Source organism: Aeromicrobium changchenzhani, from assembly GCF_057586615.1.
Genome location: NZ_CM172480.1, coordinates 999,164 through 1,024,395 on the forward strand (window position 1 = coordinate 999,164; position 25,232 = coordinate 1,024,395).

Sequence of the window (25,232 nt, forward strand, 5' to 3'; positions counted from 1 at the left end):
TTTTCCCTCATCGTTTGTCTCGTCAGCCGGCGGCCTTCGGTGTAACGCCCTGACTGAATTGTGTTGTGTAAAGCTCCTCATAGCGCCCACCGAGCCGCATCAATTCGGTATGCGTACCGCGCTCGGCGACCCGACCATCCTCGATCACCAGGATCTGATCGGCGGCCCGTACGGTGGAGAGCCGGTGTGCGATGACGATCGACGTTCGTCCCTTGAGCGCGACCGCAAGAGCCTCCTGTACCGCAGCCTCGGACGTTGAATCCAGATGAGCGGTGGCCTCATCGAGGATCACAACCTGTGGTCGGGCAAGGAGAAGCCGCGCGATTGTCAGGCGCTGCCGTTCGCCGCCGGACAGCCGGTAGCCGCGCTCGCCGACGACGGTGTCGAGTCCATCGCTCAGCGAACGCACCAGATCATCGAGTCGGGCATCGTGCAGTGCCGCCCAAAGGTCGGCCTCGGAGGCGCCCGGCTGGGCCAGCAGGAGATTTGAGCGGATGGATTCGTGGAACAGATGACCGTCCTGGGTGGCCATCCCCAGGGTCTCGCGCATTGTCGAGAGACGGAGATCCCGCACATCGATGCCATTGAGCCGGACTGCGCCGTCGTCGACGTCATACAGACGGGGCAGGAGCGAAGCGATCGTGGACTTTCCGGCACCGGAGCTGCCGACCAGCGCGACGAGCTGTCCGGGCTCGACGTGGAAGGACACTCCGTGCAGGACGTCGACGCCGCCGCGATTGTCTAGGACCGCCACCTCCTCGAGCGAGGCGAGGGAAACCTTTTCGGCAGACGGGTATGCGAACGTCACGTTGTCGAAGTCGACGGAGACCGGGCCGGCCGGCAACTCCACGGCATCCGGCCGCTCCTGGATGAGTGGTTCCAGATCGAGGACCTCGAAGACCCGCTCGAAGCTGACCACTGCGCTCATGACCTCGACCCGTGCCGAGGCAAGGGCGGTCAGGGGTGCATACAGGCGCGTCAGAAGCAGTGCGAGCGATACGACGGCACCGGCGTCCAGAGTTCCGCGCAGGGCATAGAAACCACCCAGACCGTATACGAGGGCCAGTGCGAGTGCCGACACGGTCGTGAGCGCGGTCACGAACACCGATTGCAACATTGCCGACTTCACGCCGATGTCGCGAACTCGGCGGGCACGGGTCGCAAACTCGGCCGACTCGACGTCAGGGCGGCCAAAAAGTTTGATCAGGGTCGCGCCCGGCGCCGAGAACCGTTCGGTCATTCGGGTCGCCATGACCGCGTTATGGTCGGCAGCCTCACGACTGAGGGCAGCAAGCCGGCCACCCATGCGGCGCGCTGGGATGACGAAAACCGGCAGCAGGATCAGCGCGAGCAGCGTGATCTGCCAAGAGATGCTGAGCATGACGACCAAGGTCAATGTCAGGGTCACAACATTGCTGACCACGCCCGACAAGGTATTGCTGAACGCGCGCTGCGCCCCCAGAACGTCATTGTTGAGCCGACTGACGAGCGCACCGGTCCGCGTACGCGTGAAAAACGCGATCGGCATGCGCTGGACGTGATTGAACACCGTCGTACGCAGGTCGAGGATCAGTCCCTCACCGATATTGGCCGACAACCACCGGGTCCACAATCCGAAGCCAGCATCGGCGAGTGCAATCAAGGCGATGAGTCCGGCAAGCCCGAACACTTTGCCAGTGGACTCCTTGCCGACGATGGCGTTGACGACCCAGCCAGCCAAAACAGGCGTGGCGACGGTCAGGATCGCCGTCACCACACTGAGGACCAGAAACTGAATCAGCCGTCGCTTGTGCGGCGCGGCGAAGCGCGCAATCCGATTGACGGTCTCGCGGGTCAGTTTCTGCGGCCCGTTCTGTGTGGTCATCGCCCGATGCAGAGACATCCAGGCGGCACCATCCATACTCACGATGTTCTCCAGATGCTGCGTTGTGGCCGGCCGATGATCATCGGTCGCCTGCCAACCCTAGATCGTCCGTGCGCGTTGCGTTCAATCGACGAAGTGTTTTCGGCTAGCCTGCTGAACATGACGAAGCCTCGTGAATCCCGAAAGGGCCCGATCCGGTTGCGCCGTGATCAGGTCGAGGACAGTACGACCGATCAGCGACTGCTCGAATCGCGTGACAAGAACGACTGGGTTCACACCGATCCGTGGCGGGTGATGCGGATCCAGTCCGAATTCGTGGAGGGCTTCGGCGGACTGGCCGAGCTCGGCCCTGCGGTTAGCGTCTTCGGCTCGGCGCGCACCACGAAGGACGACCCGATGTATGGCAAGGGCGTCGAAGTCGGGATGGCACTGGTCAAGGCCGGATATGCGGTCATCACCGGTGGCGGCCCGGGCGCGATGGAGGCGGCCAATCGCGGCGCGGTCAAGGCCGGCGGGGTGTCGGTCGGCCTGGGGATCGAGTTGCCATTCGAGCAGAGCATGAACCGCTGGGTCGATCTCGGCATCAACTTCCGCTACTTCTTTGTGCGCAAGACCATGTTCGTCAAATACGCGCAGGGCTACATCGTCCTGCCCGGCGGCTTCGGCACGCTCGACGAACTGTTCGAGGCAATGACGCTTGCCCAGACCGGTAAGGTGACGTCTTTCCCGATCGTCTTGATCGGCAAAGATTACTGGGGCGGCCTGATCGACTGGCTCCGCAACACGATGCTCACCGACGGCAAAATCAAGGAGAAGGACCTGGATATGATCCTTGTGACCGACAGCGTGCCCGAAGCGATCAAGTATGTCGTTGCGGTCGATCGCGCACAGGGGAACGACATCGGCTTGCACTGACGGCGATCTCGACCGCGGTCAGGCCAATCCGCGGCGCGCCACAGCAGGTGGCCGGTTGCCGCAGATCGAGGCAATCATGTCCAAGGTCTGTTTCGTCTCGGCGACATTGTGGGCCCGGAAGACGCGGGCGCCCTGCCAGGCCGACACGGCGGTTGCGGCAAGGGTTCCCGGTAGGCGATGGTCTTTGTCCCGGTCCAGTGTTTCGCCGACGAAGTCCTTGTTCGACAGTGCCACCAAGACCGGCCAGCCAGTGTCAACCAGTTCGTTGAGTCGTCGGGTCAGTTCGAGGCTGTGGCGGGTGTTCTTACCGAAATCGTGGGTTGGATCGATCAGAATTCCGTCTGGTCGCACTCCATCGGCCATGGCCTTCTCGGCCAGCCGGGTAGTCGTGGCAATGACATCGTCGACGACGTCGTCGTAGGCGATCCGGTGCGGGTCGGTACGTGGCCCCAAACCACCGCTGTGACTGCAGACGAGCCCAGCACCATGTTGGGCCGCAACCAACGTCAACTCCGGATCGGCGCCGGCCCAGGTGTCATTGATCAGATCGGCACCGAGGCCACACAGGACATCGGCGACCTCACTTCGCCAGGTATCGATGCTGATGATCAGATCGGGGTGTCGAACACGTGCCTCAGCGACAAAATCGGCCGTACGTCGCAACTCTTCGGTGCTGTCGACCGAGGGGCCATAGCCAGCCTTGACGCCACCGACATCCACGATGTCTGCACCTTCGGCGACTGCCGCTTCCAAGTGAATCAGAGCAGCTTCGATATCGAACGTTGCACCCGAGTCGTAGAACGAGTCCGGGGTGCGGTTGATGATGGCCATGAGCGCGAAATCGCCCGGTCGGAAGACACGGGTGCCGAGCAATAGATCGCTCATCAACGACCCTCGAAGGCAGGCTTCTCTTTTGCGAGGAAGGCCTTGACTGCGGCCAAATGGTCCGAGGTTGCACCGGTCAAGGCCATCTTTTGTGCTTCGTGCTCGAGTGACGCTGGCAGATCGTGGGTAGTCGAGAAGTTAAGTGCGCGTTTGATCGACGCATACGCAATCGTCGGTCCGTCAGCCAACGTACGAGCTAACGTGGCCACTTCGGCATCGAACGTGTCGTCGGAGACGACCGAGGTCGCCATGCCAAGACTGAGCGCTTCGGCCGCTCGAATCGTGCGGGGGAGCAGCAGCAACTCGGTGGCCTTGCCACGGCCGATCAGGCGCGGCAGCGTCCACGAGATGCCGGTGTCGCAGGACAATGCGATGCCGGCGAAAGCAAGGTTGAAGCCGGCTGACTCCTTCAAGATGCGAAAGTCTGATCCGAACGCAAGCGAGGCCCCTGCGCCGGCAGCGATTCCGTTGACAGCCGCAATCACTGGCTTGGGCATCGTGGCCAGTGCGGTGACGATCGGGTTGTAGTGCTCGGTGACGGTGCCATTGAGTCCGGCCGCGTCGGGGGATTCCAAGCCAGCGACGTGCTCCTTGAGATCCTGACCGACGCAGAAGGCGCGGCCGGTGCCGGTTAGCACCACCACGCGGGCCGAACTGTCCGCAGCAGCATCGTGTACAGCCTCCTTGAGTTCGCTCTTCGCCGCCAAGGTGAGGCTGTTCATGCCCTCGGGTCGATTGAAAGTGATGGTGGCGATGCCATCAGCCACTTGATAGGTCACGGCCGGTTTGTTGGTGTCGCTCATTTCGCTCCCAGGGGACTGCGTTGATCGTACTGAGTGGGCATAGGCGATAATAGTTCCACGCGCTCCGCTCAAGGATGACGGGACGCACACCGATGAGAGGGGAACCTATGGCGGCCATGAAGCCACGGACCGGAGACGGACCGATGGAGGTCACCAAAGAAGGACGTTGCATTGTCATGCGCGTCCCGCTCGAAGGCGGCGGACGACTCGTGGTTGAGCTCAATAATGACGAGGCTGCCACCTTGGGCGACGCTCTCAAAGCAGTCTGAATGTACGGCCTTACGGTGCGCTGGTCGTTGACCGCGGCACCGGCAACAGTGCTGGCCGAGCTTCGGGATTACGTCGAGAACCAGTCCTACCCCAAATTTGCCGGACTCGACGGTCTGCAGTTCAAGACTTGGCGCGCCGTCGAAGGCCAGTGGTTTGAGGGCTGTTATGTCTTCAGCGATGATGCGGAGCGTGCGATGTTCCAGGCCGGTTTTGAGAAGGTTGCTGCCGAATCAGCGGGATCGAAGATCGTCGGCAGCGCCCCGATCCTGATCGAGCCGTGCGAAATCGTCGCGGTTGTCGGTGGCCCTGAAGGCTTCCGCGCATCACCGACGTTCGAAAACTAAGCCCCGTCCCCAAGATTTGGCGGGAACGATCCCGTTTCGGCTGGGATTTCGCGCAAAAACGGGACGAGATCGGCCAAATCTTGGGGATCTGCGGTGCGTTAGGCGATGCGCTGTGCCGCGAGCAACCCGTCGCCGACCGGCAACAAGATGCTGCGCAGATTCTCGTCGTCGGCAACCCGCTTGAGCATGTCGCGGATGGTGGTGGTCTCAGCATCACGCTGCGCAGGATCGGCGACCCGGTCGTGCCAGAGCGCATTGTCGACCGCGATCACGCCGCCCGGACGCACTAAGCGGAGCGCCTCATCAAGATATTCGCCGTACTCGATCTTGTCGGCGTCGAGGAACACCAGATCGTAGCCAGCATCAGTCAACCGCGGCAAGACATCAAGCGCGGAGCCTGCGATCAGACGGAATCGTTGCGGCGCGAAACCGGCAGCCGTGAAGGCGTCACGGGCATGTCGCTGGTGCTCGGCCTCAAGATCGACTGAGGTAAGCACGCCACCGGAAGCCATACCGCGCAGCAGCCACAACCCTGACACCCCCGTGCCGGTGCCGACTTCCACGATGTTCTTGGCCTGGAGCAGTGCGGCAAGGAAATTGAGTGTCGCGCCGCCACCGTTGCCGATCGGGCTGACACCAACTTCGGTCGCCCGTTCACGCGCAGCGACGAGGTGATCGTCCTCGTTCGAAAATTCCTCGGAGTAGGTGAGGCTGGCTGCGCTGATGATGGCGATCTCCTTGATCTAGGTCTGAACTCCAGACTAGTGCCACTGGAGTGAGAATTTGGGGAACACCAAGCCAGTTTTAGGCGTTCTCTCAGTAACGGGGTACAAGATCGGCGCTATGAAAGTAGAAACAGTGGAGCAGGCAACACCGAGTTGGGATGAGATCGTCGCGAACCATTCGGCGCGCGTCTACCGACTCGCGTACCGACTCACCGGCAATCGCCAAGATGCCGAGGACCTCACTCAGGACGTCTTCGTCCGGGTGTTTCGTTCACTCGACACCTACCAGGCCGGCAATTTCGAGGGCTGGTTGCACCGTATTACGACCAATCTGTTTCTTGACCGTATGCGTCGCAAGTCCAAAATCCGCATGGACGCCTTCGGTGAAGGCCAGGAAGATCGCGTTGAGAGCGTCGAGATCCAGCCGGAGCTTGCGGTGCACGACGCCAACTTCGACCCTGACATCGAGGCCGCGCTGGCCCGGCTACCCGAGGAGTTTCGTGTGGCCGTCGTCCTGTGTGACATCGAAGGATTGTCGTACGAGGAGATCGCCTCGGTGCTGGGCATCAAACTCGGTACCGTGCGTTCGCGTATTCACCGCGGTCGCACCCAGTTGCGTGACACATTGGCCCATCGGGCGCCAGGCAAGGGCCGTACCCGCGTTTTGGGAGCGCTGGGGGCATAAGGAATGAGCCATCTCGGTGTCGATGTAGCGGCGTTTGTGGACGGGCAATTGTCCGGACCACGAATGACCTCTGCCCGCGCGCACCTCGATGGCTGTGAACCCTGCCAGCTGGCGGTCCGTCAGCAAGAGCTGCTCAAATCCCGTATGAGCGCGGTCGGTGGTCCGGATCTGTCGCCGGCGCTACGGGCCGCACTGTGCGGACTACCCGGCGCCCAGATCCACGAGGAGTCGCGGTGGAGCCGCGTACGCCGGTCCGGTTCGGTGCGACTGGTGAGCGTTGTCGTCGGAGTTTCGCTCGCGGTGAGTTGCATCGCTTACACGATCGGCGGGGTGGGCGAGGAGATCGGCGATCGCGTCACACCGGCAACTGAGGCCTACACAGCGGACTTCACCTCCGCGGCCGTGCGACTTTCTGCCGCACCGGCCGATGATGAATTGACCGCGGCCACTCTCAAACGCCTTGATGCGCAGGGCTGGCCGTGTCACGGGGCGCTTGCAGGTGACATGGTCCGGACGCGGGCGGTATTTCTCGATGATGGTGGCGTCGTCGCGCTTACCTATGCCAACGCGACCCATAAGCTCGACCTGTTCGAACAGAATGGCGCACTCGACCCGGAGGGGCTGCGCGGCTTCACCCAGCGCACGATCCACAACTCGCCGGTATGGGTTCGCGATGGGCGTCCGACAGTCGCTACCTGGGCCAACGATGGCGTTGTCTACACAATCGTGACCGACGCTGATCATGACCGGCTGGCGCAGGCCGTCGCCGAGTTGCCCACCCCGGAACCTGAGCCTGGCCCGATGGGCCGGATCGGCAACGGATTCGACCGTATGGCGACCTGGGTCATGCCTGCGGCCTGACCTGCACCAACCGAATCCAACCAGTCAGGTTATTGGCAGGTTCGCCCGCTTAATGTCGGGACAATGAGCGACTTCAATGATCATCTGTATCTCGCGGTCAATGCCTTCGCCCGCAATACGCCGTGGCTGCATGCCCCTGCTGCGGCATTCGCGAAGTACGGCGTGGTTCTCTTTGGGCTTGCGATCATCGTTGTCTGCCTATGGTCCTTGCGTTCGACGCCGCGTAACGTGGCGGTAGCGGTATGGATCGGGCTCGCGACTCTCTTGGCGGTGGCAATTAATCAACCGATTGGTCACGCCTTTGGAGTCATGCGGCCCTACGTCACACATCCGCATGCGCTCGTCCTAGTCAATCGAACCAGCGACTTCTCGTTCCCGTCCGATCACGCCGTGATGGCGGGCGCAGTCGCCGCGGGGCTGATCATCCTGTCGCGCCGGTGGACCGTTGTGGCAGTGGTTAGCGCCTTGCTGATGGCGATTGCGCGGGTTTACGTCGGCGTACACACTCCCGCAGACGTTGTTGCCGGATTAGCTGTCGGCGCTGTCGGGGTCACCGCACGGGTTCGTGCGGATAGATCGCTGACCGTTCCTGGAACTTAAGAATTGCCGGATTGACGATGACCCCGTCGCGGATCTCGATGGCGTGATCGATCGGCTCGTCCAAACTCCAAGCGGCTGGGCCGCCCATGACCGTCTCGAGGAATGGCAGGAGCGCCTCGCTGACTTCCCACGATGCGGAGTCCCAGAGGTATGAAGGGGTGTGGTCGACGCCGTAATAGCGGATGTGGTCGCCGACTTCGAACATCGGTTCGGCAAATGAGGTCGGTCGAGCCCAACTGAACCCCATACCCTCATCGCAGGACACGTCGACGATTAGGCTGCCGGGGCGGAATTGGTCAAGATCGGTTTCCTGCAGGTAGGTCAGTGGATCATTCGGATCCTGCAGCGTGCAGTTGACGATGATGTCGCTCTCGGCGAGGAACGGCGCCAGCGGCACGCGGCCACGGTTGGTGATGACCTGGCTCAGGAATGGTGCGTTCTCGTCCTGATCAAACTGGACGATGCGCACCGAGTGGATCGGTGAACCAACTGCCGCGACACCACGGCTGGTGAGCACCTTGACGTCATGGATGCCGTGCGCGTTGAGCGCGGTCACGGCGCCACGCGCGGTGGCGCCGAAGCCGATGACCACGGCGCTCAACCGTCGTCCGTAGTCGCCGGTTGTCCCGTAGAGTTGGAGCGCGTGGAGCACTGAGCAGTAGCCGGCCAGTTCGTTGTTCATGTGGAACACATGCAGACCGAACCGATTGTCACTGGTCCAGTGGTTCATAGCCTCGAACGCGATAAGCGTCAGTTTCTTGTCGATCGCAATCTGGGTCAGTTCGCGATCCTGTACGCAGTGCGGCCAACCCCACAGTACCTGACCGTCACGGAGGTCTCGCAGATCTGCGTGCTGCGGCTTCGGCAGGAGAATCACGTCGGCTGCCGCGATGACCTCGTCGCGGGGCAGTATGCGCTCAACCAGGGGCCTGAGCTGGGCATCGGATAGTCCGAATGGCTCGCCGTAACCCTGCTCAAGGAGTATTGATTTACGCAGCCCGGCATCGATCCAATCGAGATGGCGAGGGTGGATCGGGACCCGTCGTTCGCCCGGTTTGTTGGATTTGCCGATGACGCCGAGCGTCAAATTATTGTTTTCCTGCGGCCCGACGGCCATAGCGACTCCCTCAACGGGGCCGCGATGGCACCGTGTGCCTGACCATACGCGCTATTTGAGGGGCACCTGACCGCACCGACCCCGTGCTCAGGTCGATTCGTCGTCGAACGGGGGCATCTCGCCGGGTGCCAACGAGCGTTGGGCGACCGGCGTACTTGTCACTGGTTTGTCATCGTCCAGCATTGAGCGACGTACCATTTCGCGCGGGTCAAGATCCTTCAGGTTGTAGCCCGAGAGGTCCTGACCGATCTCCTTGCCCAGATCGTCGCGGGCATTTTCGGCCATTTGTTTGACGGTGCGAATGAACCGTCCGGCCTGGCGAGCAATGTCAGGAAGCTTGTCGGGGCCGAACACGAGCATCGCGACAATGCCGATGACCAAAACTTCTGGCACACCCATGCCGAACATAGGTGGACCTAGAGCCGGCCGGCCGGCGCGAGGCCGAGTTGCATACCGGCGAGACCGCGTGAGCGGCCGCTTAAAGTGTCGGCGACGCGCTGGAGCTCTGTTGCGGCGATCGAGTCGGGGTCGGCGTCGATAATCGGTACGCCATTGTCGCCACCGATACGAATCTGTTCGTCGAGCGGGATCTGGGCGAGCAGCGGAACGTCGTAGCCAAACCGGCCGCTGAGCGTGTTGGCTACCTTCTGGGCGCCGCCCGAGCCGAAGATCTCGTGCCGCTCGTCACTGCCGGGCAGCTGGAGGTAGGACATGTTTTCCACGATGCCGATGACGCGCTGGTGCATCATCGAGGCCATTGTGCCGGCCCGTTCGGCGACCGATGCGGCAGCCGATTGCGGGGTAGTGACGACGATGACTTCGGCGTTCGGCAGATGTTGTCCGAGGCTGATCGCGATGTCGCCGGTGCCCGGCGGGAGGTCGAGGAACAGGGCGTCGAGATCGCCCCAGTAGACGTCGCTGAGCATCTGCACGAGGGCGCGATCGAGCATCGGGCCACGCCACGCGACGACTTGATCCTTGCGGGGTTTGAGCATGCCGACGCTGATCACCTTCATGCCCTTGACGGGGACCGGCATGATCATGTCTTCGACTTGGGTCGGCCGCTCGTCGCCGATACCGAGCATGTCGGGAATCGAGTGGCCATAGATATCGGCGTCAATAATGCCGACCTTGAGACCACGATTTGCCATGGCGACGGCCAGATTGACGGTCACCGACGACTTGCCGACACCCCCCTTTCCGGACGCCACGGCGTAGACCTTGGTCAACGATCCGGCCTGGGCGAATGGAACTTCGCGCTCAACCCGGCCGCCGCGCAGCATGTCCCGCATGCCCTTGCGTTGCTCGTCGGTCATCACACCCATCTCGACGGTGACGGTGCTGGTTGGAGCGACCGTTCCGACGGCGGCAGTGATGTCACGGTTGAGGGTGTCCTTGAGTGGGCAGCCCGAAATGGTGAGAAGCAATTTGACGGTGATGTCATTGCCATCGATCACGATGCCGTCGACCATGCCGAGTTCGGTGATTGGACGTTTGATCTCGGGATCATTGACCGTGCCGAGCGCTTCGAGGATCTGTTCTTCGGTTACTGCTGCCATAGGCTTAATGGTACGTGGTCGAATTTCTCCGGTAGCGGCCACCGACGGCTATTCGGCGAGCAGGTCCGTGTTGGTTGGACTGGTGGCAAGGACTGCGCTGGCGGTGACGGCCAGAGTCACAGCGAATAACGCGGGAATCGCCCAGCCGGGACGGACTCGATCGCCGAGCGCGGCCACGCCCACCACACCGGGAACGATGACCTCGACAACCCACATGGTGGCCGTTGCGGCGCCGACATTGCCGCCTTCGAGCGCTCTAAGGTAGGCGATCGCACCGGTGGCGCCGAAGAGGATCAACGACCACGACAGCGGGCTCGTTATGAGATCTTGCCAGCGGTCGATGGCACCAAGCGCGCGCCCACACAACGCGGCGCCAGAGAACGCGATACGGGCGAGGAGAGCGAGGGGATGGAGGCCGCCCAGGCGAGGCCGTCGGCGATGAGCCCACCGAGATAGAGCGGCTGCCGCCAGATCGCCGTACCGCTCGCCCGGGACGTTGCTGCGGCTTGCAGCACCGACGCGGTGCCGTAGCCGACCATGCCGATGAGTGCGGCCAGAACACCGACGATCATGGGCGGAGTGGACTAATTGTCGGGCTCTGACGACTTGTCGTCGAGCTCGCTGAGTAGGCCACGCAACTCGCTGCGCAGGAAGTCGCGGGTCGCGACCTCGCCGAGTGCTAGCCGCAGACTGGCAACCTCACGCGCAAGGAACTCCATGTCGGCATGTGACTGAGCAGTCGCGTCCCGGTCCTGTTCTTGGGTGACTCGATCGCGTGCCTCTTGTCGGTTCTGCGCCAAGATGATCAGCGGCGCCGCATAGGACGCCTGGGTTGAGAAGAACAAATTCAGCAGGATGAACGGATAGGGATCCCACTCGAGGCCGAAGATGCCGATGACGTTGATCGAGATCCAGACGATGACAAACACGGTCATATAAGCGATGAACTTTGCCGTGCCCATGAACCGGGCAAACGTTTCAGCGAACTTGCCGAAGGCTTCTGGATCAAAATCGGGTCGATGGATCCGTGAGTGCCGATCTCTCGGCTGATCGAGGCGCGGGCGATTGCGCTCAGGCATCCGCGTTCACCCCACCGCCACGCTCACGCCAGTCCTCTGGCAGCAGGTGATCAAGGACATCGTCAATCGTGACCACGCCGAGTAGGTGCTGATTCTCATCGATGACCGGCAGGGCCACCAGGTCATAGGCGGCGAGCAGACTTGCGACCTGTTCGAGCGACGATTCTGGGCGCGGCCAGTCGATATCGTTGTCCACGATCGCGCCGACGAGGGTTGATGGCGGATCGCGGAGCAAGGCTTGGAAGTGGATGATGCCGAGGAATCGTCCAGTTGGGGTCTCGGTCGGAGCTCTACATACATAGGCCATGGCCGCCAGAGCCGGGCTGAGTTCGGGCTCGCGGACACGTGCCAATGCCTCGGCAAGGGTTGCATCGGGCGAGAGTATGACCGGCTCGGTGGTCATCATGCCGCCCGCGGTGCGCTCTTCATAGACCAGCAGCCGGCGTACGTCGTCGGCATCCTCAGGCTCCATCAGCGCGAGCAGGCTCTCGGCGGTGCTGCTGGGGAGTTCGTTGACGAGGTCGGCCGCGTCATCGGGGTTCATTTCCTCGAGCACGTCAGCGGCGCGTTCAGGATCGAGAACGCTGAGGATGTCGACCTGCACCTTCTCGGGAAGTTCCTCGAGAACATCGGCTAGGCGCTCATCATTGAGCTCAGCAACGATCTCCATACGACGTTTGTGGGTGAGGTCGCGCAGGGCATTGGCAAGGTCGGCAGGCCGCATCTCGTCCATTGTCGCCAGCAAATGGGTGGCGCCTTGGGCTGCTTCTTCGACTGTGAGGCCGCTGACCTCTTGCCACTCAACGACATGGCTCGGTCCGCGACGGCCGAAGCGCTTGCCATTCTCGTGCACCGCGATCTGGCTGATCGCCCAGTCCTTGCGGCTATCTTGTTCCATCGCAACGTCATAGACCGTGCCATTGACGTTGTCGGCCAAGGCAACGGTCCGGTCGAGTAGTTCGTGCAGCACCAGCGTTTCGGTGCGGCGTTTTTCGAAGCGGCGCACATTGAGCACGCCGGTTGTGATGATCTGGCCGGAGTCGAGCGACGTCACCCGCGTCATTGGTAGGAACACGCGGCGGCGGCCAAGCACCTCGACCACTAGGCCGAGGACACGTGGTCGTTGAGTGGCCGAGCGCACCGCGACGACAACGTCGCGGAGTTTGCCGACCTGATCGCCCGCGGGGTCGAAAACTTCCTGCCCGATCAGGCGCGACAGAAAAATGCGGTTGGGTGCTGTGCTCATTCGAGATCCCCGCGGACATGCGTGCGCAGCGTGCAGTTACGTGGGGTGATCACGGTCAAACCTTACCGGTCGCTGTCGGCAATCGGGTCGCTATCAGACCCGTTGCAGTGGCCGATGCACTCCGGTGGGCAGGCGCACGTCGATCCGGTCGCCGGCCGAGACCTTTCCGTCAGCGAGCACGACGCCCATGGCACCGGCCTTAAAAATGGGTTCACCGCCGGATTCGTGCACGACGACCTGCTTTAACAGCCCGGGCTGGAACTGCTCGATCTGTTTGCAGGGATTGCGGAGCCCGGTGATTTCGACGATGGCATCGGGACCGAGCCGTAGCGTTGTCCCGGTCGGGAGGCCGAGCAGATCAAGCCCTCGGGTGGCAACATTTTCGCCAAGTTGACCGGGTCGGGCGAGATAGCCTACGACCGCATGCTCGTCGAATAATTCGGTGTGGATGAGGTGTACTTGACGCAGGTTGGGCTGGGTTGGGTCCCTGGCGACTCGTGAACGATGTTGAACAGTCACACCGAGATGTGCATCGCCCTGGACACCGAGCCCGGTCAGTAGCGTGACGTTCGGTTGCGGGACTTGCTGAAGCGGTGTTCGCCATCGTGTGCGACTGCCACGACCTGTGCTGTCACCGGCGGGACAACTTCGGTACCGACTGGCCGATCGTGGCATCGAGTTCGGGTGCTTGGGTGATGACGCCGGTGGGAACGAAACGAAGGACGGTCGATTCGCGTGCCCAGCGCTCGGTTGCCGTGTCGCGATCGCGCAGATTAAGTCGGCCATTGCGAAGGGCGGTTGTCACGCTGTCCCAGGCGTCATCGCTCGGAGTAAGGACGTGGACCTCGGCCTCGGCCGCGGCGATCAAGAACCGAGTAGCTTTGCTGCGCAACAGCAACGTAACGACAGATTGATTGGTGACATCGGGCAATGGCTGCTCGTCGCCCCCGACGACCACACATACGGCGTCATCGACCCACTCGTGCCAAACCGGATGCGTCTGGTCGGAATAGGCAACCCACAACAATCCCGACTTGCGGGCTAGCTCGGCGACGAGCGCCTGCGCGAAGTCGGTCATGCAGTTCAGCCTACGCTGGCCACCTTGCGGCTTTGGGTCGTTCTGGGCGCCCGAACGGTCGTGGCGCGTGGTACGTCGACCGTCTCGAGATTGCGGATGAAGCTGCCGATTTCCTTGATCGAGGCGCGCGCTTCGGGAAGCCATGCCGCCGCCGCTTGGAAGGCATGAACTTGGCGGTCCCACACCTGCAGATCGCAGGGGATTCCGGCGGAAGCCAACCGGTTGGCCATGAGTTCGGCATCGGCCAGCAACACCTCGTGCGATCCCATCGTGATGAGGCTGGGTGGCAGGTCGTCCTTGTTCATATCGACCGGGCAGATGACCTGACCGGCCACTCCATGCCGGACATCAAGGTCGTCGGCGAATTCGGTCAGCCGTGCAATTGCCGCTGGCGGGAACGTTTCGCAACGATTGGCGTTCCGGTGATTGAGTTTGCCGGTCGGGTCGAAATCGAGCAACGGTGAGAGCGCAACGACTCCGGCAGGACGGCCCCAGCCGTTGTCGATCACCGCGCGCGCCACGCAGAACGCCAAATAACCACCGGCCGAGTCGCCAGCAACGGTGATGTTCTTTGCCTGGTAGCCCTGGTCCAGAAGCCAGCGGAAACCGTCGACACAGTCATCGACGGTGTTCAACAACGGGTCATGCGGCATCTGGCGATAGCCGACATTCAGGATCGGCTGCTCGGCGGTATAGGAGATGCGGGCCGCGAGCGTGCGATGGGTATTGAGCCCACAGGTCACGAACGCACCGCCATGGAAATAGAGAATTGCTCGTTCGTTGCCCGCGTGGATGTCATTGACGCCCTTGGCCTGCAGCCATTCGGCCCGACAGTCACTGAGGTCGACGGGCCGCCACATCGTCCCCCCGGGGGCAGGGAGGATTCTGGCCGCGTGCTCGATCAGATTCGGCGGGACTGGCCGGAACGGGAGCTGCGCCCATACATTGAGCAGCGGTCGTACGGTGTGCCGGAGACCGAATCCGAGGAATTTAGCCTGCCGGCTGGTGCCCTTAATGAAGTGCGGCTTGACGGCTAACGACAGATGCGAACTCATTCGACATCCTCCCTGCGAACCGAACGTTTGCGAACTGTTCACATCTAGTGACTTGCACCACACGACGGTGAAAGACTAACCCCACCACTCGCTCAGCGTGCGGTAACCCACCGATTTGTCGAACGCGGGTCCAACCGACGAAGTTCGGCGGCGGTCGGTACGCGGGCTTAACGCAGACTCAATGCAGCCGGTGTAACCTCCGGTTAACCCGATCAATTGTGAGGATGAAACATGCCGTTCATGCCGCCGACCGATTCGATGTTTCTTCTTGCCGAATCGCGCGAACATCCGATGCATGTGGGTGGCCTGCAGCTGTTTGTTCCGCCGAAGGACGCGGGCCCGGAGTTCGCACGCGAACTGCTGGCGACGGTCCGAGCGAATGATTATGTTTCGGAACGCTTTCGCAAGCGTCCTGCCGAACCGGTCGGGTCGTTGGGCAACACGTGGTGGTCGGTCGACGAGACGATCGACTTCGACTATCACATTCAGCACTCTGCGGTGCCGGGTCCGGGACGTATCCGAGAACTTTTGCAACTCGTGTCGCGACTGCATAGCTCGTTGCTGGATCGGCATCGGCCGTTATGGGAGGCACACGTCATTGAAGGACTGGCCGATGGGCGGATCGCGGTTTATACGAAGGTTCACCACTCAATGGTCGACGGCGTCTCCGCGCTGAAGCTGATGCGCAACTCGCTCAGCGAGGATTCCGAGGCGCGCGACTGTGTTGGTCCGTGGGCGCAGAAGCCGAGACCGCGATCAGCGTCGGCGAGTTTTGAGCTCAGCCCGATGGGTCTCCTGCGCTCTGGCCTTCATGTTGCTGGGGACGTTGCGGGCCTTGCACCCGCCTCGCTCAAGATCGTCAATCAGATCATTCGAGATGGCGACATTGCGCTGCCTGCCGCGCCCAAGACGATGCTCAACGGGCAGGTCGGGGGAGCACGTCGCTTTGCTGCGCAGTCCTGGGAGATCGAACGGATCCAACGCGTCGCTCGTTCCTCGGGTACGACGCTCAATGACGTGGTGCTCGCGATGGTGTCGGGCTGTCTGCGCGACTACCTGATCGAACAGCATGCGCTGCCGGGCGAACCGATGACCGCGATGGTGCCGGTGTCACTGACGTTGCGCGCTGAGTCGGCCGGCCAGAGTGATGACAGCGGCGGCAACTCGGTCGGCATGATCATCGTCAATCTCGCGACCGACAAACGCGACGGCGCCACGCGGCTCGAAGAAATCGCCTACTCGTCGGGACGGGCCAAGAAAATTATGTCCGGGCTCACCGCGACCCAGATCCTGGCCTTCTCGGCATTGCAGATGGCGCCCATCGTGCTGGCGCCGGTGCCGGGCTTCCTAAAGTATGGTTCGCCGCCATTCAACGTCGTGGTGTCCAATGTTCCGGGACCGAAGAATCCGATGTATTTCAACGGCGCGAAGCTCGACGGGCTTTACCCAGTGTCGATTGTCACCGACGGCCTCGCGCTCAACATCACGCTATGCAGTCGCGACAAATATCTTGATTTCGGCGTAATCGGCTGCCGTCGCAGCGTTCCACATCTGCAACGGATGCTCACCCATCTTGAGTCCGCGCTGGCCGAGCTCGAAAAGTCCTGGGGCTAGAACTTCGGGCTGGTCCGCATACCTGGCCTGCGGTGGATGCGTCGCTGCGAGCTATCTACGGCAGACTTGTTTCGTGCCAGTCCTGCTTGCTGTGATCGCCATCGTTGGCGTTTCGGCGTCGGGACCGTTAATGGCGGCCACCGCGGCACCGGTGCTCGCGATCGCGTTCTGGCGCAATGCGGGAGCAACCGCGCTCATCGCACCTTTTGCACTGGGACTGAATCGCCGTGAGGTCGCCGCGATCGGGCGTGCGCGCTGGCTGCGGTGTGTACTTGCGGGAGTCATGCTGGCGCTCCATTTCGGCACGTGGGTTGCGGCGCTCAAACTGACTTCGGTTGCGGCCGCCACGGCGCTCGTCACGACCCAGCTGATCTGGGTTGTCTTGATTGATCGAATCGGCGGCGTACGCCCGGCCCGAGCGGTCCTGGTCGGATCAGCCATCTCCATCTCGGGCGTCCTGGTGATCTCGGGCTTTGACTTCACGGTCTCCAACCGCGCAATCGCCGGCGACCTGCTCGCGATCGCTGGCGGATTGTTCGCTGCCTTGTATCTGGTCATCGGCAATGACCTCCGCAAGACGCTGTCCACAACGGTCTACACATTCAGCTGTTATGGAAGCTGTGCGGTGGCCCTCGCCGCGGCGATGCTGATCAACGGGGACAACTTTGCGGGCTATTCGGTCAAGGCTTGGCTGTTGATCGGGAGCGTGACGGTATGCGCCCAATTGCTCGGCCATTCGTTGTTCAATCATCTGCTTGCGGTGATGAGCCCCGTGGTGATCTCATTGCTGCTTCTGCTTGAGGTGCCGGGCGCAGCGCTCATTGCCGGAACCTTCCTCGGTCAGACCCCACCGCGGGCCGTGTATGCGGGTTTGGCGCTGCTTCTGCTGGGCCTGATCATTGTCGCGACCAACCGCACGCAACGTTCAAATGAGGCAGTTCTCCCCGGTTGAACCGCGCCACGTGGCGAGCCTCACCGCCGGGTACTGACGACGGGACCAACCGATCTCGGTAGAGTTGACAGGTCATCACCGCTATTCCTAGGAGTCCCTGATGGGTCGTCTCGCCACCACCGAAGGTCTTACCGATATTCAGGAGGAAATCCTGAAGACCGTCCGCAAGTTCGTGGACGAGAAGATTCTTCCGGTTGCCACCGAGCTCGAGCACAAGGATGAATACCCAACCCAGATCGTTGAGGGACTCAAGGATCTGGGCATCTTCGGGCTCATGATTCCCGAAGAGTTTGGTGGCATTGGCGAATCGCTGCTGACCTACGCGTTGGTCGTTGAAGAGATCGCACGCGGCTGGATGAGCGTTTCGGGGGTCATCAATACGCACTTCATCGTGGCCTACATGCTGATGCACCATGGCACCGACGAGCAGAAGCAGAAATATCTGCCAAAGATGGCCACCGGGGAGACGCGTGGCGCATTCTCGATGTCGGAGCCGGCGCTTGGTTCGGATGTAGCGGCAATCACGACCAAGGCGGTCAAGGGCGAGGACGGCGATTACACGATCGACGGCCAGAAGATGTGGCTCACCAACGGTGGTTCGTCGAATCTGGTGGCCGTGCTGGTGAAGACCGATGAGGGTGGCGCGACCCCTTACAAGAACATGACGACATTCCTGATCGAGAAGGAATCGGGCTTCGGCGAGACCGCGCAAGGTGTCACGGTCCCGGGCAAGATCGAGAAGATGGGCTACAAGGGCGTCGACACGACCGAACTTATCTTCGAGGGTCACAAGATCTCTGCTGATCAGATCCTTGGCGGCGTGCCGGGCAAGGGTTTCTACCAGATGATGGATGGCGTCGAGGTCGGTCGCGTTAACGTCGCCGCCCGCGCAGTTGGGCTGGCCAATCGAGCCTTCGAGTTAGGCGTCTCGTATGCGCAGCAGCGCGAAACGTTTGGCAAGAAGATCGCCGAGCACCAGGGCATCCTGTTCCGAATCGCTGACATGGGCACCAAGGTTGAGGCCGCGCACCAGATGGTCGTTACCGCCGCGCGCAAGAAGGATTCGGGCGCCCGCAACGACCTCGAAGCCGGTATGGCCAAATATCTCGCCGCCGAGTTCTGCCGCGATGTGGTCGAGAGTTCATTCCGCATCCATGGCGGCTACGGCTTCTCCAAGGAATACGAAATTGAGCGCCTCTATCGGGAGGCCCCGATGCTGCTCATCGGTGAAGGCACCGCCGAGATCCAAAAGATGATCATTGGCCGCCGGTTGCTCGAGGATTACAAACTCTAAAATCTGCACGATCTCCGCGTGCTATTGCACCCCATCTAGGCTGGTCTCATGACTCCAACGTTTTCCCTCGAATATCCGCAATCACTCGGCGTGTACGGCAACTATGCGGACGCACAAAAAGCGGTCGATTTCCTGTCTGACAATGAGTTCGCAGTCGAGAACTGCCTCATCGTCGGAACCGAGTTGAAACAGATTGAGCGCGTCACCGGACGCCTTACGTGGAGCCGCGTTGCGATGGCCGGCGCGGCCTCTGGCGCTTGGCTGGGACTACTGATCGGTCTGCTCTTCAGCATCTTTGCGGAGAAAGGGCAGGGCTTCTCGACGATTATCAGTACGGTGGGAATTGGTCTGATTTTCGGCCTCGTCTGGGGCCTGCTTGGCTATGCCGCAACCCGCGGTCAACGTGATTTCAGCTCGGTCAAACAGGTCGTCGCCACGAAGTATGAAGTGCTCGTCGAACACAAACTGTTGGCCAACGCGCAGCAACTGCTGACCACGATGCCCGGCCACGATCCCTTCGCCGGCTGAGAGGACGCGATGAGCAAGACGAATCCAGGCAACTTCTTCGAGGATTTCACGATTGGCAGCGTGCTTGAGCATGCGACGCCGCGCACCGTGACCGAAGGCGATCGGGCGCTCTACGGCGCGCTTTATCCGACCCGCTTTGCGGTGCCGTCGTCGGCCGAGTTCGCGGCCTCAGTCGGCCTTGCCGGCGCCCCGGTTGAAGACCTGATCGCCTTCCACATCGCATTTGGCAAGACCGTCCCGGACATTTCGCTCAACGCAGTCGCGAATCTTGGCTACGCAGAGTGCCGATTTCATCAACCTGTCCTAGCCGGCGACACACTCAGCACAAAGTCCGAGGTCATCGGGCTCAAACAGAACTCCAGCGGCAAGACCGGCGTTGTGTATGTCCGCTCAACCGCAACCAATCAGCGTGGCGAGGTGAGTCTCGAATGGGCCCGCTGGGTCATGGTGCACAAGCGCGATCTTGATGCTCCCGCCCCGACGACGGTGATTCCCGAACTTGCCGAAGCGGTCGCACCACAAGACTTGATTCTTCCCATCGGACTCGACTTCAGCAGCTATGACTTCACCGCAGCCGGTGAGTCGCACCGGTGGGGTGACTATGAGGTGGGCGAGAAGATCGATCACGTCGACGGTGTGACGCTGACCGATCCTGAACACATGCTGGCGACCCGGCTCTGGCAGAACACGGCAAAGGTCCATTTCAATGTCGAGGCACGTCCGGACGGGACGCGTCTGGTCTATGGCGGACACATCATTTCGTTGGCGCGCGCGTTGTCGTTCAATGGGTTGGCCAATGCGCAACTGATCTCCGCGATCAACGGCGGAGCGCATACTGCTCCTGCTTTCGCGGGCGACACGATTTACGCCTGGTCCGAAGTACTTGATAAAGCCGAGACCGCAGCCCCCGGCGTCGGCGCGCTGCGGCTTCGGTTGGTGGCCACCAAGGGCTGCGACACGTCGATGACGTTGCGCGCTGCCGATGGCAAGTATGCATCTGGTGTCCTGCTGGACCTCGACTACTGGGTATTGATTCCGAACTGATGGCGCACCATGGTGAACTCTGGTTGATCCGCCACGGCGAGACCGAATGGAGTGCGTCGGGCCGGCATACGTCGGTCACTGATCTCGATCTGACCGCTGCTGGCGAGGCCGCTGCGAGAACTCTGGTGTCCCGGCTCGCGGGCATCGAGTTCGCTCAGGTGCTGACCAGCCCGCGCCTGCGCGCAACGCATACCGCAGCGCTCGCTGGTTTCCCTGCTGCTGAGATCGATGCCGATCTTGCCGAATGGGATTATGGCGACTACGAAGGCATCACGACCGCGCAAATCCGGCAGAGTGTGCCGGGCTGGACGGTCTGGACTCATCCATGCCCGGGCGGTGAATCCGCCGATCAGGTCGGCGCCCGATTGGATCGCGTTGTGGCGCGCGCCCGCGCCTGTGAGGACAAGACGCTGGTGTTCGCACATGGTCATTCACTCCGGGTGCTGGCTGCCCGTTGGCTCGGGTTTGAGGTCGTCGAGGGGCGAGTCTTTGATCTGGACACCGCAACGATCTCGGTTCTGGGATTCGAACGCGAGGTTCCGGCGATCCTGCGCTGGAATGCCTGACCGGTCGGGGCGCGCCCCGACGCATTGTAGTGTCGGCTCGGTATGGTGATTGCGTGCGCATCGATCTGCATACTCACTCCAACCGTTCCGACGGCACCGACGACCCGGGTATTTTGGTGGAGAAGGCGAAGACCGCTGGCCTCGACGTCGTGGCGCTGACCGACCACGACAGCACGGTCGGTTGGGACGAAGCAGCTGATGCCGCCGCCAATGCCGACATCGAGCTGGTTCGTGGCATCGAGATGTCCTGTCTGTGCGAGGGAAAGAGTGTCCACCTTCTGGGCTATCGCTTTGATCCGCTGAATCAGCCGCTTGTCGACGAGTTGAATCTCGTCCTTGACGGTCGCACCAGCCGATTGCCGGCAATGCTCGAATGCTTGCGATCGCTGGGAATCGACATCACCGTGGCCGATGTTGAAGCGTGGTCAGGCAAGGCGGCCGCAACCGGTCGCCCGCATGTCGCGGACGCACTCGTTGCCCAAGGCATCGTGGCCGATCGCACCGAAGCCTTCGAGAAATTCCTCAAGCCGGGGCGGCCCGCATACGTCGCCCGCTACGGCATCGAGCTGGCAACCGGCATCGGGCTGCTCAATGCGGCCGGCGGAGTCGCGGTTATCGCCCATCCCTGGGGTCGTGGCAGCCAGCAGGTGCTCACACCGACTCGGCTTGCTGAATTTAAGACCGCCGGACTGGCCGGCATCGAAGTCGACCACAACGATCACGATGCCGAGGCACGAGCATCGCTCCGGCAGATTGCGCGCGAACTTGATCTCGTCCCGACCGGATCCAGTGACTATCACGGCACCGGAAAGGTCGGCTTCGATCTGGGTTGCAACACGACCGATCCCAAAGAGTTCGAACGCTTGATGGCGCGATGATCACCAAGATGTGACGGGTGGTGCATCAAAAAAATCGCTTGCTGCGGCGCATGATCGGCCAAATCTTGGGGACGACGCCTAGGCCCAGAACTTTTCCAGTGCTTCGGCGGTTTCTTCGGTGTTCTCGACCGCAGGGGAGTGTGCGGAGTCGTGGATGATGACGATGTCGACACCGAGCCGCTTGGCCATGTCGGCCTGAACATCATGCGGCCACGCGTCATCATTCTTGCCCCTACCTACCCACTTGGGTAGATCGAGTGCGGCGACCTGATCGATTCGATCCGTCGCGTTGATCAAGATCTCCGTCATCGCCTTGAGCGACGCGGGAGCATTGGCGCTGAATCGATGAGCCAAAAACTCGGCGATTTCGGGTGCTCGTTTGATTCCGGTCATTTTCTCGCGCAGCTCGTGGATCTGCGCGAGCGGGACAACACCAATTGCGTCGGCCAGCATCTGAAGCGGACGGACCTCTGAGTCGTTCTTGCCCAGCGGCCCCGGGCCAGTGCAGAGCAGGCTCAGGCTCGCCCAGACACCCGCATCGGCAAGTACCGCATTTTGTGCAACCAGCCCGCCGAATGAGTGGCCGAGCAGATGGCTCTTCGGGTGACCTGATGCTTGCTGCACCGCAACCGCATCGGCGGCGAAACCTTCGAGCGAATAATCATCATCGGCACCGCCGAATGTTTCGAACTGGCCGCGTTGGTCGTATGCGGTGACATCGAGTCCGGTGGCGGCGATGAATGGCAACAGCGGGGTGAAGTCTTCTTTGCTGCCGGTCCAGCCCGGGACCAACAGCACATGGCCACGTGCGTCGCCGACAGCTTGCGCGGTTTGGGTCGCGAACTCGCCGCGTGCCGTTGACAGCGCCTGGGCGCTGACGCCAGCGGGAAGTTTTAGAGTGCGAGGAATGCTCACGCTCAGCGGCCGATCTTGGCGAGTCGTTGCACGATGCTGCTGGGCACATACTGCGCGAGTGTTGCGAGAATCTTGTAGCGCAGGCTCGGGACCGACACCGCTTTGCCCTTGTCGAGGTCCTTGAGTGACGCCTTGACGACCTTGTCGGCCTTGAGCCACATCCACCGCGGGATGTTGTCGGTACGGGCGCCCATACGCTGGTGGAATTCGGTGTGGGTGAATCCCGGGCAGACCGCCATGATCGTCAGGCCGGCGTCTGCGTACTGATTGTTAGCCCAACGGCTGAGGTTGACGATCCACATTTTGTGCGCTGAATAGGTACCCCGCGGGGTGAAAGCCGCAACGCTTGCGACATTGATGATCTTGCCGTATCCGCGGCCTGACATCGACTTAATGGCCGCATCGGTCAGATGCATAGGGGCACGCACCATGAGATCGAGTTGGTGATCTTCGGCAGCAATATCGCTTGAACCGAACCAGTTCGGCAGGGATGAGCCAGCATTGTTGATCAACAAATCGATCGGCATCGCGGTGCTGGTCACCGCATTGGCCACACGCTCGACACCATCGGGTGTTGCGAGGTCTGCACTGATCACGTCGACGCTAACGCCGTGCTTCGCGCCGAGTTCGGCGGCGACCTGATCGAGTCGAGCGGTGTCGCGCGCGACGAGGGTCAGATCGTAGCCGCGTTTGGCCAAGGCCCGGGCGTACGCATTTCCGATTCCGGCGGTGGCGCCGGTGATGAGTGCTCGAGTTGGTGCAGACGAAGATTGGGCCATAGTCCAAGCATGTCAAATGCGCTTCGCGCGTTGCGCGGAGGAGTCATCAAGTGTGCTGGCAGAATGGTCGACATGACGACGACTCTTGCTGTGGCCAATCAGAAAGGCGGCGTCGCCAAGACCACGACCGTGGCTTCACTTGGCGCTGCCCTGTTCGAGTTGAAGCAACGCGTTCTCCTGGTCGACCTGGATCCACAGGGCTGCCTGACCTTCTCACTTGGCATTGATCCGGAAGAACTCAACGTCACGGTTGCGGAAGTTCTTCTTGGTACGAAGAAACCCGACGACGCGATTGTGGTGACCGAGGATGGCATGCACTTGTTGCCGGCGAACATCACGTTGACCCAGGCTGAGGAGGGGCTCGTCAATCGCACCGGCCGAGAGCAGCGCCTACGCGTTGCATTGGATAAGGTCGCGGCCGACTACGACTGGGTTGTGATCGATTGCCCGCCTACGTTGGGCGTTTTGACCGTCGGCGCACTGTCTGCGGCCAATAAAGTGCTCATCCCGTTGCAGTGCGAGACGTTGTCGCACCGCGGGGTGGGGCAATTATTGGACACGATCCACGACGTACGGGAATACATCAATCCGTCACTTGAAATCCTCGGTGTACTGCCAACGATGTTCGACGGCCGTACTCGGCACTCGCACACCGTGTTGGATGCGATTCGCGACAACTACGACCTCGACGTCCTGATGCCGCCGATTCCCAAGACGATTCGGTTCGCGGAGTCGCCAGCGATCGGCCGTTCGATCCTGAGCACATCCAAGACCCACAAGGGTGCCGAGGCATATCGTCAAGTCGCCGCCGCGCTGCTGCGATGACCGGGTGATCCCGATTCCCAGGTAGACTGAACCTGTGTCCAATCGGTATGAACCTCGTCGACGTACGACCGATTCGTTCGGTCAGGCGGGCGGCTCACACCGTATGGTTCGTGAACGCAGCCGGGCTGGCATCTTTGCCGCTGCGATTGCCCTGACCGTTCTCATTGGTACGGCCGGGATCGGCCTATTCCCGCATTTCCAGGACTCGCCGTTGTCGGCCTCGCAGAGTGCTTCGTCCGCGTTTGAGCGGGCCGCGATCGCCACGATCGTGGCCGCGCCGGTCAAGAAGACGGTGTCGAAGACAAGCGCCGTGGCGACGAAGAGTGCCGTGTTGCCGGCCGATTCGGGCACTGGCCGACGTGTCGTCTTCTCCCAGAGCGATCAGCGGGTCTGGCTCGTCGAGGCCAACGGTGCGATCGCCGACACCTATTTGGTATCGGGCAGCACCCACGACAACCTCAACCCGGGCACCTATGCCGTGCAACTCCACCAGATGGACGCCACGGCTTACGACTACAAGAGCCACATGAACTATTTTGTCCAGTTCACTCGTGGCAAAAATGCCGCGATTGGTTTCCATGACATCCCGGTCAGCAACGGTGGACAGGTGTTGCAGACGACCGCTCAGCTTGGCACCCCGCTGTCCTCGGGCTGCATACGTCAGAATCGCCCGGATGCGATCAAACTCTGGAACTTTGCTCCGGTCGGAACCAAGGTTGTCGTCACTGCCTGATCGCGAAACGCCCGCCGG

The 25,232-nt window shown here is 61.6% G+C and carries 31 protein-coding genes; 15 read left to right on the top strand and 16 right to left on the bottom strand.

Annotated features, from left to right (window positions below; genetic code table 11):
- Positions 1–22: 22 nt before the first annotated feature.
- Positions 23–1,864, bottom strand: a complete 1,842-nt coding sequence (locus tag AC2YB9_RS05050; protein WP_487267668.1) for an ABC transporter ATP-binding protein — start codon at positions 1,862–1,864, stop codon at positions 23–25.
- A gap of 159 nt (positions 1,865–2,023) precedes the next feature.
- Here AC2YB9_RS05050 and AC2YB9_RS05055 point away from each other — a divergent pair, with 159 nt between their 5' ends.
- Positions 2,024–2,779, top strand: a complete 756-nt coding sequence (locus tag AC2YB9_RS05055; RefSeq protein ID WP_487267669.1) for an LOG family protein — start codon at positions 2,024–2,026, stop codon at positions 2,777–2,779.
- Positions 2,780–2,797: 18 nt separating this feature from the next.
- Here AC2YB9_RS05055 and folP read toward each other — a convergent pair whose 3' ends face one another.
- Together folP and AC2YB9_RS05065 are read right to left on the bottom strand one after the other, a co-directional pair.
- Entirely contained in the window at positions 2,798–3,664 is an 867-nt protein-coding gene (gene folP / locus AC2YB9_RS05060) for a dihydropteroate synthase (protein ID WP_487267670.1), read from the bottom strand.
- Positions 3,664–4,467: an enoyl-CoA hydratase/isomerase family protein gene (locus AC2YB9_RS05065; RefSeq protein ID WP_487267671.1), complete on the bottom strand. Its 804-nt coding sequence runs from the start codon at positions 4,465–4,467 to the stop codon at positions 3,664–3,666. The genes folP and AC2YB9_RS05065 overlap by 1 nt, the downstream gene beginning before the upstream one ends.
- 107 nt (positions 4,468–4,574) lie before the next feature.
- Between AC2YB9_RS05065 and AC2YB9_RS05070 the strand changes: the two genes are divergently transcribed.
- Together AC2YB9_RS05070 and AC2YB9_RS05075 are read left to right on the top strand one after the other, a co-directional pair.
- Positions 4,575–4,736, top strand: a complete 162-nt coding sequence (locus AC2YB9_RS05070; protein ID WP_078700305.1) for a DUF3117 domain-containing protein — start codon at positions 4,575–4,577, stop codon at positions 4,734–4,736.
- The gene (locus AC2YB9_RS05075) at positions 4,737–5,081 is read left to right on the top strand and encodes a hypothetical protein (RefSeq protein WP_487267672.1); all 345 of its coding nucleotides are present in this window, start codon (positions 4,737–4,739) and stop codon (positions 5,079–5,081) included. It abuts the gene before it with no gap.
- A gap of 98 nt (positions 5,082–5,179) precedes the next feature.
- Here AC2YB9_RS05075 and AC2YB9_RS05080 read toward each other — a convergent pair whose 3' ends face one another.
- Complete coding sequence (locus tag AC2YB9_RS05080) at positions 5,180–5,824, bottom strand: O-methyltransferase (RefSeq protein ID WP_487268565.1); 645 nt, start codon at positions 5,822–5,824, stop codon at positions 5,180–5,182.
- A gap of 100 nt (positions 5,825–5,924) precedes the next feature.
- Here AC2YB9_RS05080 and sigE point away from each other — a divergent pair, with 100 nt between their 5' ends.
- The 3 genes from sigE to AC2YB9_RS05095 all read left to right on the top strand — a co-directional run bounded on the left by sigE (position 5,925) and on the right by AC2YB9_RS05095 (position 7,952).
- Complete coding sequence (gene sigE / locus AC2YB9_RS05085) at positions 5,925–6,491, top strand: RNA polymerase sigma factor SigE (protein WP_487267673.1); 567 nt, start codon at positions 5,925–5,927, stop codon at positions 6,489–6,491.
- A gap of 3 nt (positions 6,492–6,494) precedes the next feature.
- Complete coding sequence (locus AC2YB9_RS05090) at positions 6,495–7,352, top strand: zf-HC2 domain-containing protein (RefSeq protein ID WP_487267674.1); 858 nt, start codon at positions 6,495–6,497, stop codon at positions 7,350–7,352.
- A 63-nt stretch (positions 7,353–7,415) separates the two neighbouring features.
- Entirely contained in the window at positions 7,416–7,952 is a 537-nt protein-coding gene (locus tag AC2YB9_RS05095; RefSeq protein ID WP_487267675.1) for a phosphatase PAP2 family protein, read from the top strand.
- Here AC2YB9_RS05095 and AC2YB9_RS05100 read toward each other — a convergent pair.
- The 10 genes from AC2YB9_RS05100 to AC2YB9_RS05145 form a co-directional block, all read right to left on the bottom strand.
- The gene (locus AC2YB9_RS05100; protein ID WP_487267676.1) at positions 7,903–9,069 is read right to left on the bottom strand and encodes a N(5)-(carboxyethyl)ornithine synthase; all 1,167 of its coding nucleotides are present in this window, start codon (positions 9,067–9,069) and stop codon (positions 7,903–7,905) included. The genes AC2YB9_RS05095 and AC2YB9_RS05100 overlap by 50 nt on opposite strands.
- Before the next feature lie 87 nt (positions 9,070–9,156).
- Positions 9,157–9,477 carry a sec-independent translocase gene (locus tag AC2YB9_RS05105; RefSeq protein WP_487267677.1) on the bottom strand — a complete coding sequence of 107 codons (321 nt, stop codon included), beginning with the start codon at positions 9,475–9,477 and terminating at the stop codon, positions 9,157–9,159.
- 8 nt (positions 9,478–9,485) lie between these two features.
- The gene (locus AC2YB9_RS05110) at positions 9,486–10,628 is read right to left on the bottom strand and encodes an Mrp/NBP35 family ATP-binding protein (RefSeq protein ID WP_487267678.1); all 1,143 of its coding nucleotides are present in this window, start codon (positions 10,626–10,628) and stop codon (positions 9,486–9,488) included.
- A 48-nt stretch (positions 10,629–10,676) separates the two neighbouring features.
- Entirely contained in the window at positions 10,677–10,925 is a 249-nt protein-coding gene (locus AC2YB9_RS05115; protein WP_487267679.1) for a hypothetical protein, read from the bottom strand.
- A gap of 20 nt (positions 10,926–10,945) precedes the next feature.
- On the bottom strand, positions 10,946–11,200 hold the full coding sequence (locus AC2YB9_RS05120) for a hypothetical protein (protein ID WP_487267680.1): 255 nt from the start codon (positions 11,198–11,200) through the stop codon (positions 10,946–10,948).
- Positions 11,201–11,212: 12 nt separating this feature from the next.
- Positions 11,213–11,707 carry a DUF1003 domain-containing protein gene (locus AC2YB9_RS05125; RefSeq protein WP_487267681.1) on the bottom strand — a complete coding sequence of 165 codons (495 nt, stop codon included), beginning with the start codon at positions 11,705–11,707 and terminating at the stop codon, positions 11,213–11,215.
- Positions 11,700–12,953 carry a magnesium transporter MgtE N-terminal domain-containing protein gene (locus AC2YB9_RS05130; RefSeq protein WP_487267682.1) on the bottom strand — a complete coding sequence of 418 codons (1,254 nt, stop codon included), beginning with the start codon at positions 12,951–12,953 and terminating at the stop codon, positions 11,700–11,702. The genes AC2YB9_RS05125 and AC2YB9_RS05130 overlap by 8 nt, the downstream gene beginning before the upstream one ends.
- Before the next feature lie 93 nt (positions 12,954–13,046).
- The gene (locus AC2YB9_RS05135) at positions 13,047–13,472 is read right to left on the bottom strand and encodes an MOSC domain-containing protein (RefSeq protein ID WP_487267683.1); all 426 of its coding nucleotides are present in this window, start codon (positions 13,470–13,472) and stop codon (positions 13,047–13,049) included.
- A gap of 112 nt (positions 13,473–13,584) precedes the next feature.
- The gene (locus AC2YB9_RS05140; protein ID WP_487267684.1) at positions 13,585–14,031 is read right to left on the bottom strand and encodes a hypothetical protein; all 447 of its coding nucleotides are present in this window, start codon (positions 14,029–14,031) and stop codon (positions 13,585–13,587) included.
- A gap of 5 nt (positions 14,032–14,036) precedes the next feature.
- Entirely contained in the window at positions 14,037–15,086 is a 1,050-nt protein-coding gene (locus AC2YB9_RS05145; protein ID WP_487267685.1) for an alpha/beta hydrolase fold domain-containing protein, read from the bottom strand.
- 231 nt (positions 15,087–15,317) lie between these two features.
- On the opposite strand from AC2YB9_RS05145, the gene AC2YB9_RS05150 reads away from it, so the two are divergent.
- The 7 genes from AC2YB9_RS05150 (at position 15,318) to AC2YB9_RS05180 (ending at position 21,962) form a co-directional block, all read left to right on the top strand.
- Positions 15,318–16,700, top strand: coding sequence for a WS/DGAT/MGAT family O-acyltransferase (locus tag AC2YB9_RS05150; protein WP_487267686.1), 1,383 nt, complete (start codon positions 15,318–15,320; stop codon positions 16,698–16,700).
- A gap of 73 nt (positions 16,701–16,773) precedes the next feature.
- Positions 16,774–17,652, top strand: a complete 879-nt coding sequence (locus AC2YB9_RS05155; protein ID WP_487267687.1) for a DMT family transporter — start codon at positions 16,774–16,776, stop codon at positions 17,650–17,652.
- Positions 17,653–17,752: 100 nt separating this feature from the next.
- Positions 17,753–18,946 carry an acyl-CoA dehydrogenase family protein gene (locus AC2YB9_RS05160; protein ID WP_487267688.1) on the top strand — a complete coding sequence of 398 codons (1,194 nt, stop codon included), beginning with the start codon at positions 17,753–17,755 and terminating at the stop codon, positions 18,944–18,946.
- Positions 18,947–18,994: 48 nt separating this feature from the next.
- Positions 18,995–19,474: a YflT domain-containing protein gene (locus AC2YB9_RS05165; RefSeq protein WP_487267689.1), complete on the top strand. Its 480-nt coding sequence runs from the start codon at positions 18,995–18,997 to the stop codon at positions 19,472–19,474.
- Positions 19,475–19,483: 9 nt separating this feature from the next.
- Positions 19,484–20,518 (top strand): MaoC family dehydratase, encoded by a 1,035-nt coding sequence (locus AC2YB9_RS05170; RefSeq protein WP_487267690.1) that lies wholly within the window; start codon positions 19,484–19,486, stop codon positions 20,516–20,518.
- A complete protein-coding gene (locus tag AC2YB9_RS05175; RefSeq protein WP_487267691.1) occupies positions 20,518–21,084 on the top strand; it encodes a histidine phosphatase family protein in 567 nt (188 codons plus the stop codon). The genes AC2YB9_RS05170 and AC2YB9_RS05175 overlap by 1 nt, the downstream gene beginning before the upstream one ends.
- A gap of 53 nt (positions 21,085–21,137) precedes the next feature.
- Positions 21,138–21,962: a PHP domain-containing protein gene (locus tag AC2YB9_RS05180; RefSeq protein WP_487267692.1), complete on the top strand. Its 825-nt coding sequence runs from the start codon at positions 21,138–21,140 to the stop codon at positions 21,960–21,962.
- Positions 21,963–22,040: 78 nt separating this feature from the next.
- Here AC2YB9_RS05180 and AC2YB9_RS05185 read toward each other — a convergent pair whose 3' ends face one another.
- Entirely contained in the window at positions 22,041–22,877 is an 837-nt protein-coding gene (locus AC2YB9_RS05185) for an alpha/beta fold hydrolase (protein ID WP_487267693.1), read from the bottom strand.
- 2 nt (positions 22,878–22,879) lie between these two features.
- Positions 22,880–23,656 (bottom strand): SDR family NAD(P)-dependent oxidoreductase, encoded by a 777-nt coding sequence (locus AC2YB9_RS05190; RefSeq protein WP_487267694.1) that lies wholly within the window; start codon positions 23,654–23,656, stop codon positions 22,880–22,882.
- Positions 23,657–23,665: 9 nt separating this feature from the next.
- Here AC2YB9_RS05190 and AC2YB9_RS05195 point away from each other — a divergent pair, with 9 nt between their 5' ends.
- Together AC2YB9_RS05195 and AC2YB9_RS05200 are read left to right on the top strand one after the other, a co-directional pair.
- Positions 23,666–24,481, top strand: a complete 816-nt coding sequence (locus AC2YB9_RS05195) for a ParA family protein (protein ID WP_487267695.1) — start codon at positions 23,666–23,668, stop codon at positions 24,479–24,481.
- A 34-nt stretch (positions 24,482–24,515) separates the two neighbouring features.
- Positions 24,516–25,214, top strand: a complete 699-nt coding sequence (locus AC2YB9_RS05200) for a L,D-transpeptidase (RefSeq protein ID WP_487267696.1) — start codon at positions 24,516–24,518, stop codon at positions 25,212–25,214.
- Positions 25,215–25,232: the final 18 nt, after the last annotated feature.

Excerpts from the sequence above, each read along its gene's own strand:
- AC2YB9_RS05160 (WP_487267688.1), top strand. The coding sequence starts at position 17,753 with ATGGGTCGTCTCGCCACCACCGAAGGTCTTACCGATATTCAGGAGGAA.
- sigE (WP_487267673.1), top strand. The coding sequence starts at position 5,925 with ATGAAAGTAGAAACAGTGGAGCAGGCAACACCGAGTTGGGATGAGATC.
- AC2YB9_RS05170 (WP_487267690.1), top strand. The coding sequence starts at position 19,484 with ATGAGCAAGACGAATCCAGGCAACTTCTTCGAGGATTTCACGATTGGC.
- AC2YB9_RS05055 (WP_487267669.1), top strand. The coding sequence starts at position 2,024 with ATGACGAAGCCTCGTGAATCCCGAAAGGGCCCGATCCGGTTGCGCCGT.
- AC2YB9_RS05065 (WP_487267671.1), bottom strand. The coding sequence starts at position 4,467 with ATGAGCGACACCAACAAACCGGCCGTGACCTATCAAGTGGCTGATGGC.
- AC2YB9_RS05190 (WP_487267694.1), bottom strand. The coding sequence starts at position 23,656 with ATGGCCCAATCTTCGTCTGCACCAACTCGAGCACTCATCACCGGCGCC.
- AC2YB9_RS05140 (WP_487267684.1), bottom strand. The coding sequence starts at position 14,031 with ATGACCGACTTCGCGCAGGCGCTCGTCGCCGAGCTAGCCCGCAAGTCG.
- AC2YB9_RS05120 (WP_487267680.1), bottom strand. The coding sequence starts at position 11,200 with ATGATCGTCGGTGTTCTGGCCGCACTCATCGGCATGGTCGGCTACGGC.
- AC2YB9_RS05105 (WP_487267677.1), bottom strand. The coding sequence starts at position 9,477 with ATGTTCGGCATGGGTGTGCCAGAAGTTTTGGTCATCGGCATTGTCGCG.
- AC2YB9_RS05130 (WP_487267682.1), bottom strand. The coding sequence starts at position 12,953 with ATGAGCACAGCACCCAACCGCATTTTTCTGTCGCGCCTGATCGGGCAG.
- AC2YB9_RS05175 (WP_487267691.1), top strand. The coding sequence starts at position 20,518 with ATGGCGCACCATGGTGAACTCTGGTTGATCCGCCACGGCGAGACCGAA.
- AC2YB9_RS05075 (WP_487267672.1), top strand. The coding sequence starts at position 4,737 with ATGTACGGCCTTACGGTGCGCTGGTCGTTGACCGCGGCACCGGCAACA.
- AC2YB9_RS05150 (WP_487267686.1), top strand. The coding sequence starts at position 15,318 with ATGCCGTTCATGCCGCCGACCGATTCGATGTTTCTTCTTGCCGAATCG.
- AC2YB9_RS05145 (WP_487267685.1), bottom strand. The coding sequence starts at position 15,086 with ATGAGTTCGCATCTGTCGTTAGCCGTCAAGCCGCACTTCATTAAGGGC.
- AC2YB9_RS05125 (WP_487267681.1), bottom strand. The coding sequence starts at position 11,707 with ATGCCTGAGCGCAATCGCCCGCGCCTCGATCAGCCGAGAGATCGGCAC.
- AC2YB9_RS05050 (WP_487267668.1), bottom strand. The coding sequence starts at position 1,864 with ATGACCACACAGAACGGGCCGCAGAAACTGACCCGCGAGACCGTCAAT.
- AC2YB9_RS05095 (WP_487267675.1), top strand. The coding sequence starts at position 7,416 with ATGAGCGACTTCAATGATCATCTGTATCTCGCGGTCAATGCCTTCGCC.
- AC2YB9_RS05195 (WP_487267695.1), top strand. The coding sequence starts at position 23,666 with ATGTCAAATGCGCTTCGCGCGTTGCGCGGAGGAGTCATCAAGTGTGCT.
- folP (WP_487267670.1), bottom strand. The coding sequence starts at position 3,664 with ATGAGCGATCTATTGCTCGGCACCCGTGTCTTCCGACCGGGCGATTTC.
- AC2YB9_RS05100 (WP_487267676.1), bottom strand. The coding sequence starts at position 9,069 with ATGGCCGTCGGGCCGCAGGAAAACAATAATTTGACGCTCGGCGTCATC.
- AC2YB9_RS05070 (WP_078700305.1), top strand. The coding sequence starts at position 4,575 with ATGGCGGCCATGAAGCCACGGACCGGAGACGGACCGATGGAGGTCACC.
- AC2YB9_RS05165 (WP_487267689.1), top strand. The coding sequence starts at position 18,995 with ATGACTCCAACGTTTTCCCTCGAATATCCGCAATCACTCGGCGTGTAC.
- AC2YB9_RS05110 (WP_487267678.1), bottom strand. The coding sequence starts at position 10,628 with ATGGCAGCAGTAACCGAAGAACAGATCCTCGAAGCGCTCGGCACGGTC.
- AC2YB9_RS05090 (WP_487267674.1), top strand. The coding sequence starts at position 6,495 with ATGAGCCATCTCGGTGTCGATGTAGCGGCGTTTGTGGACGGGCAATTG.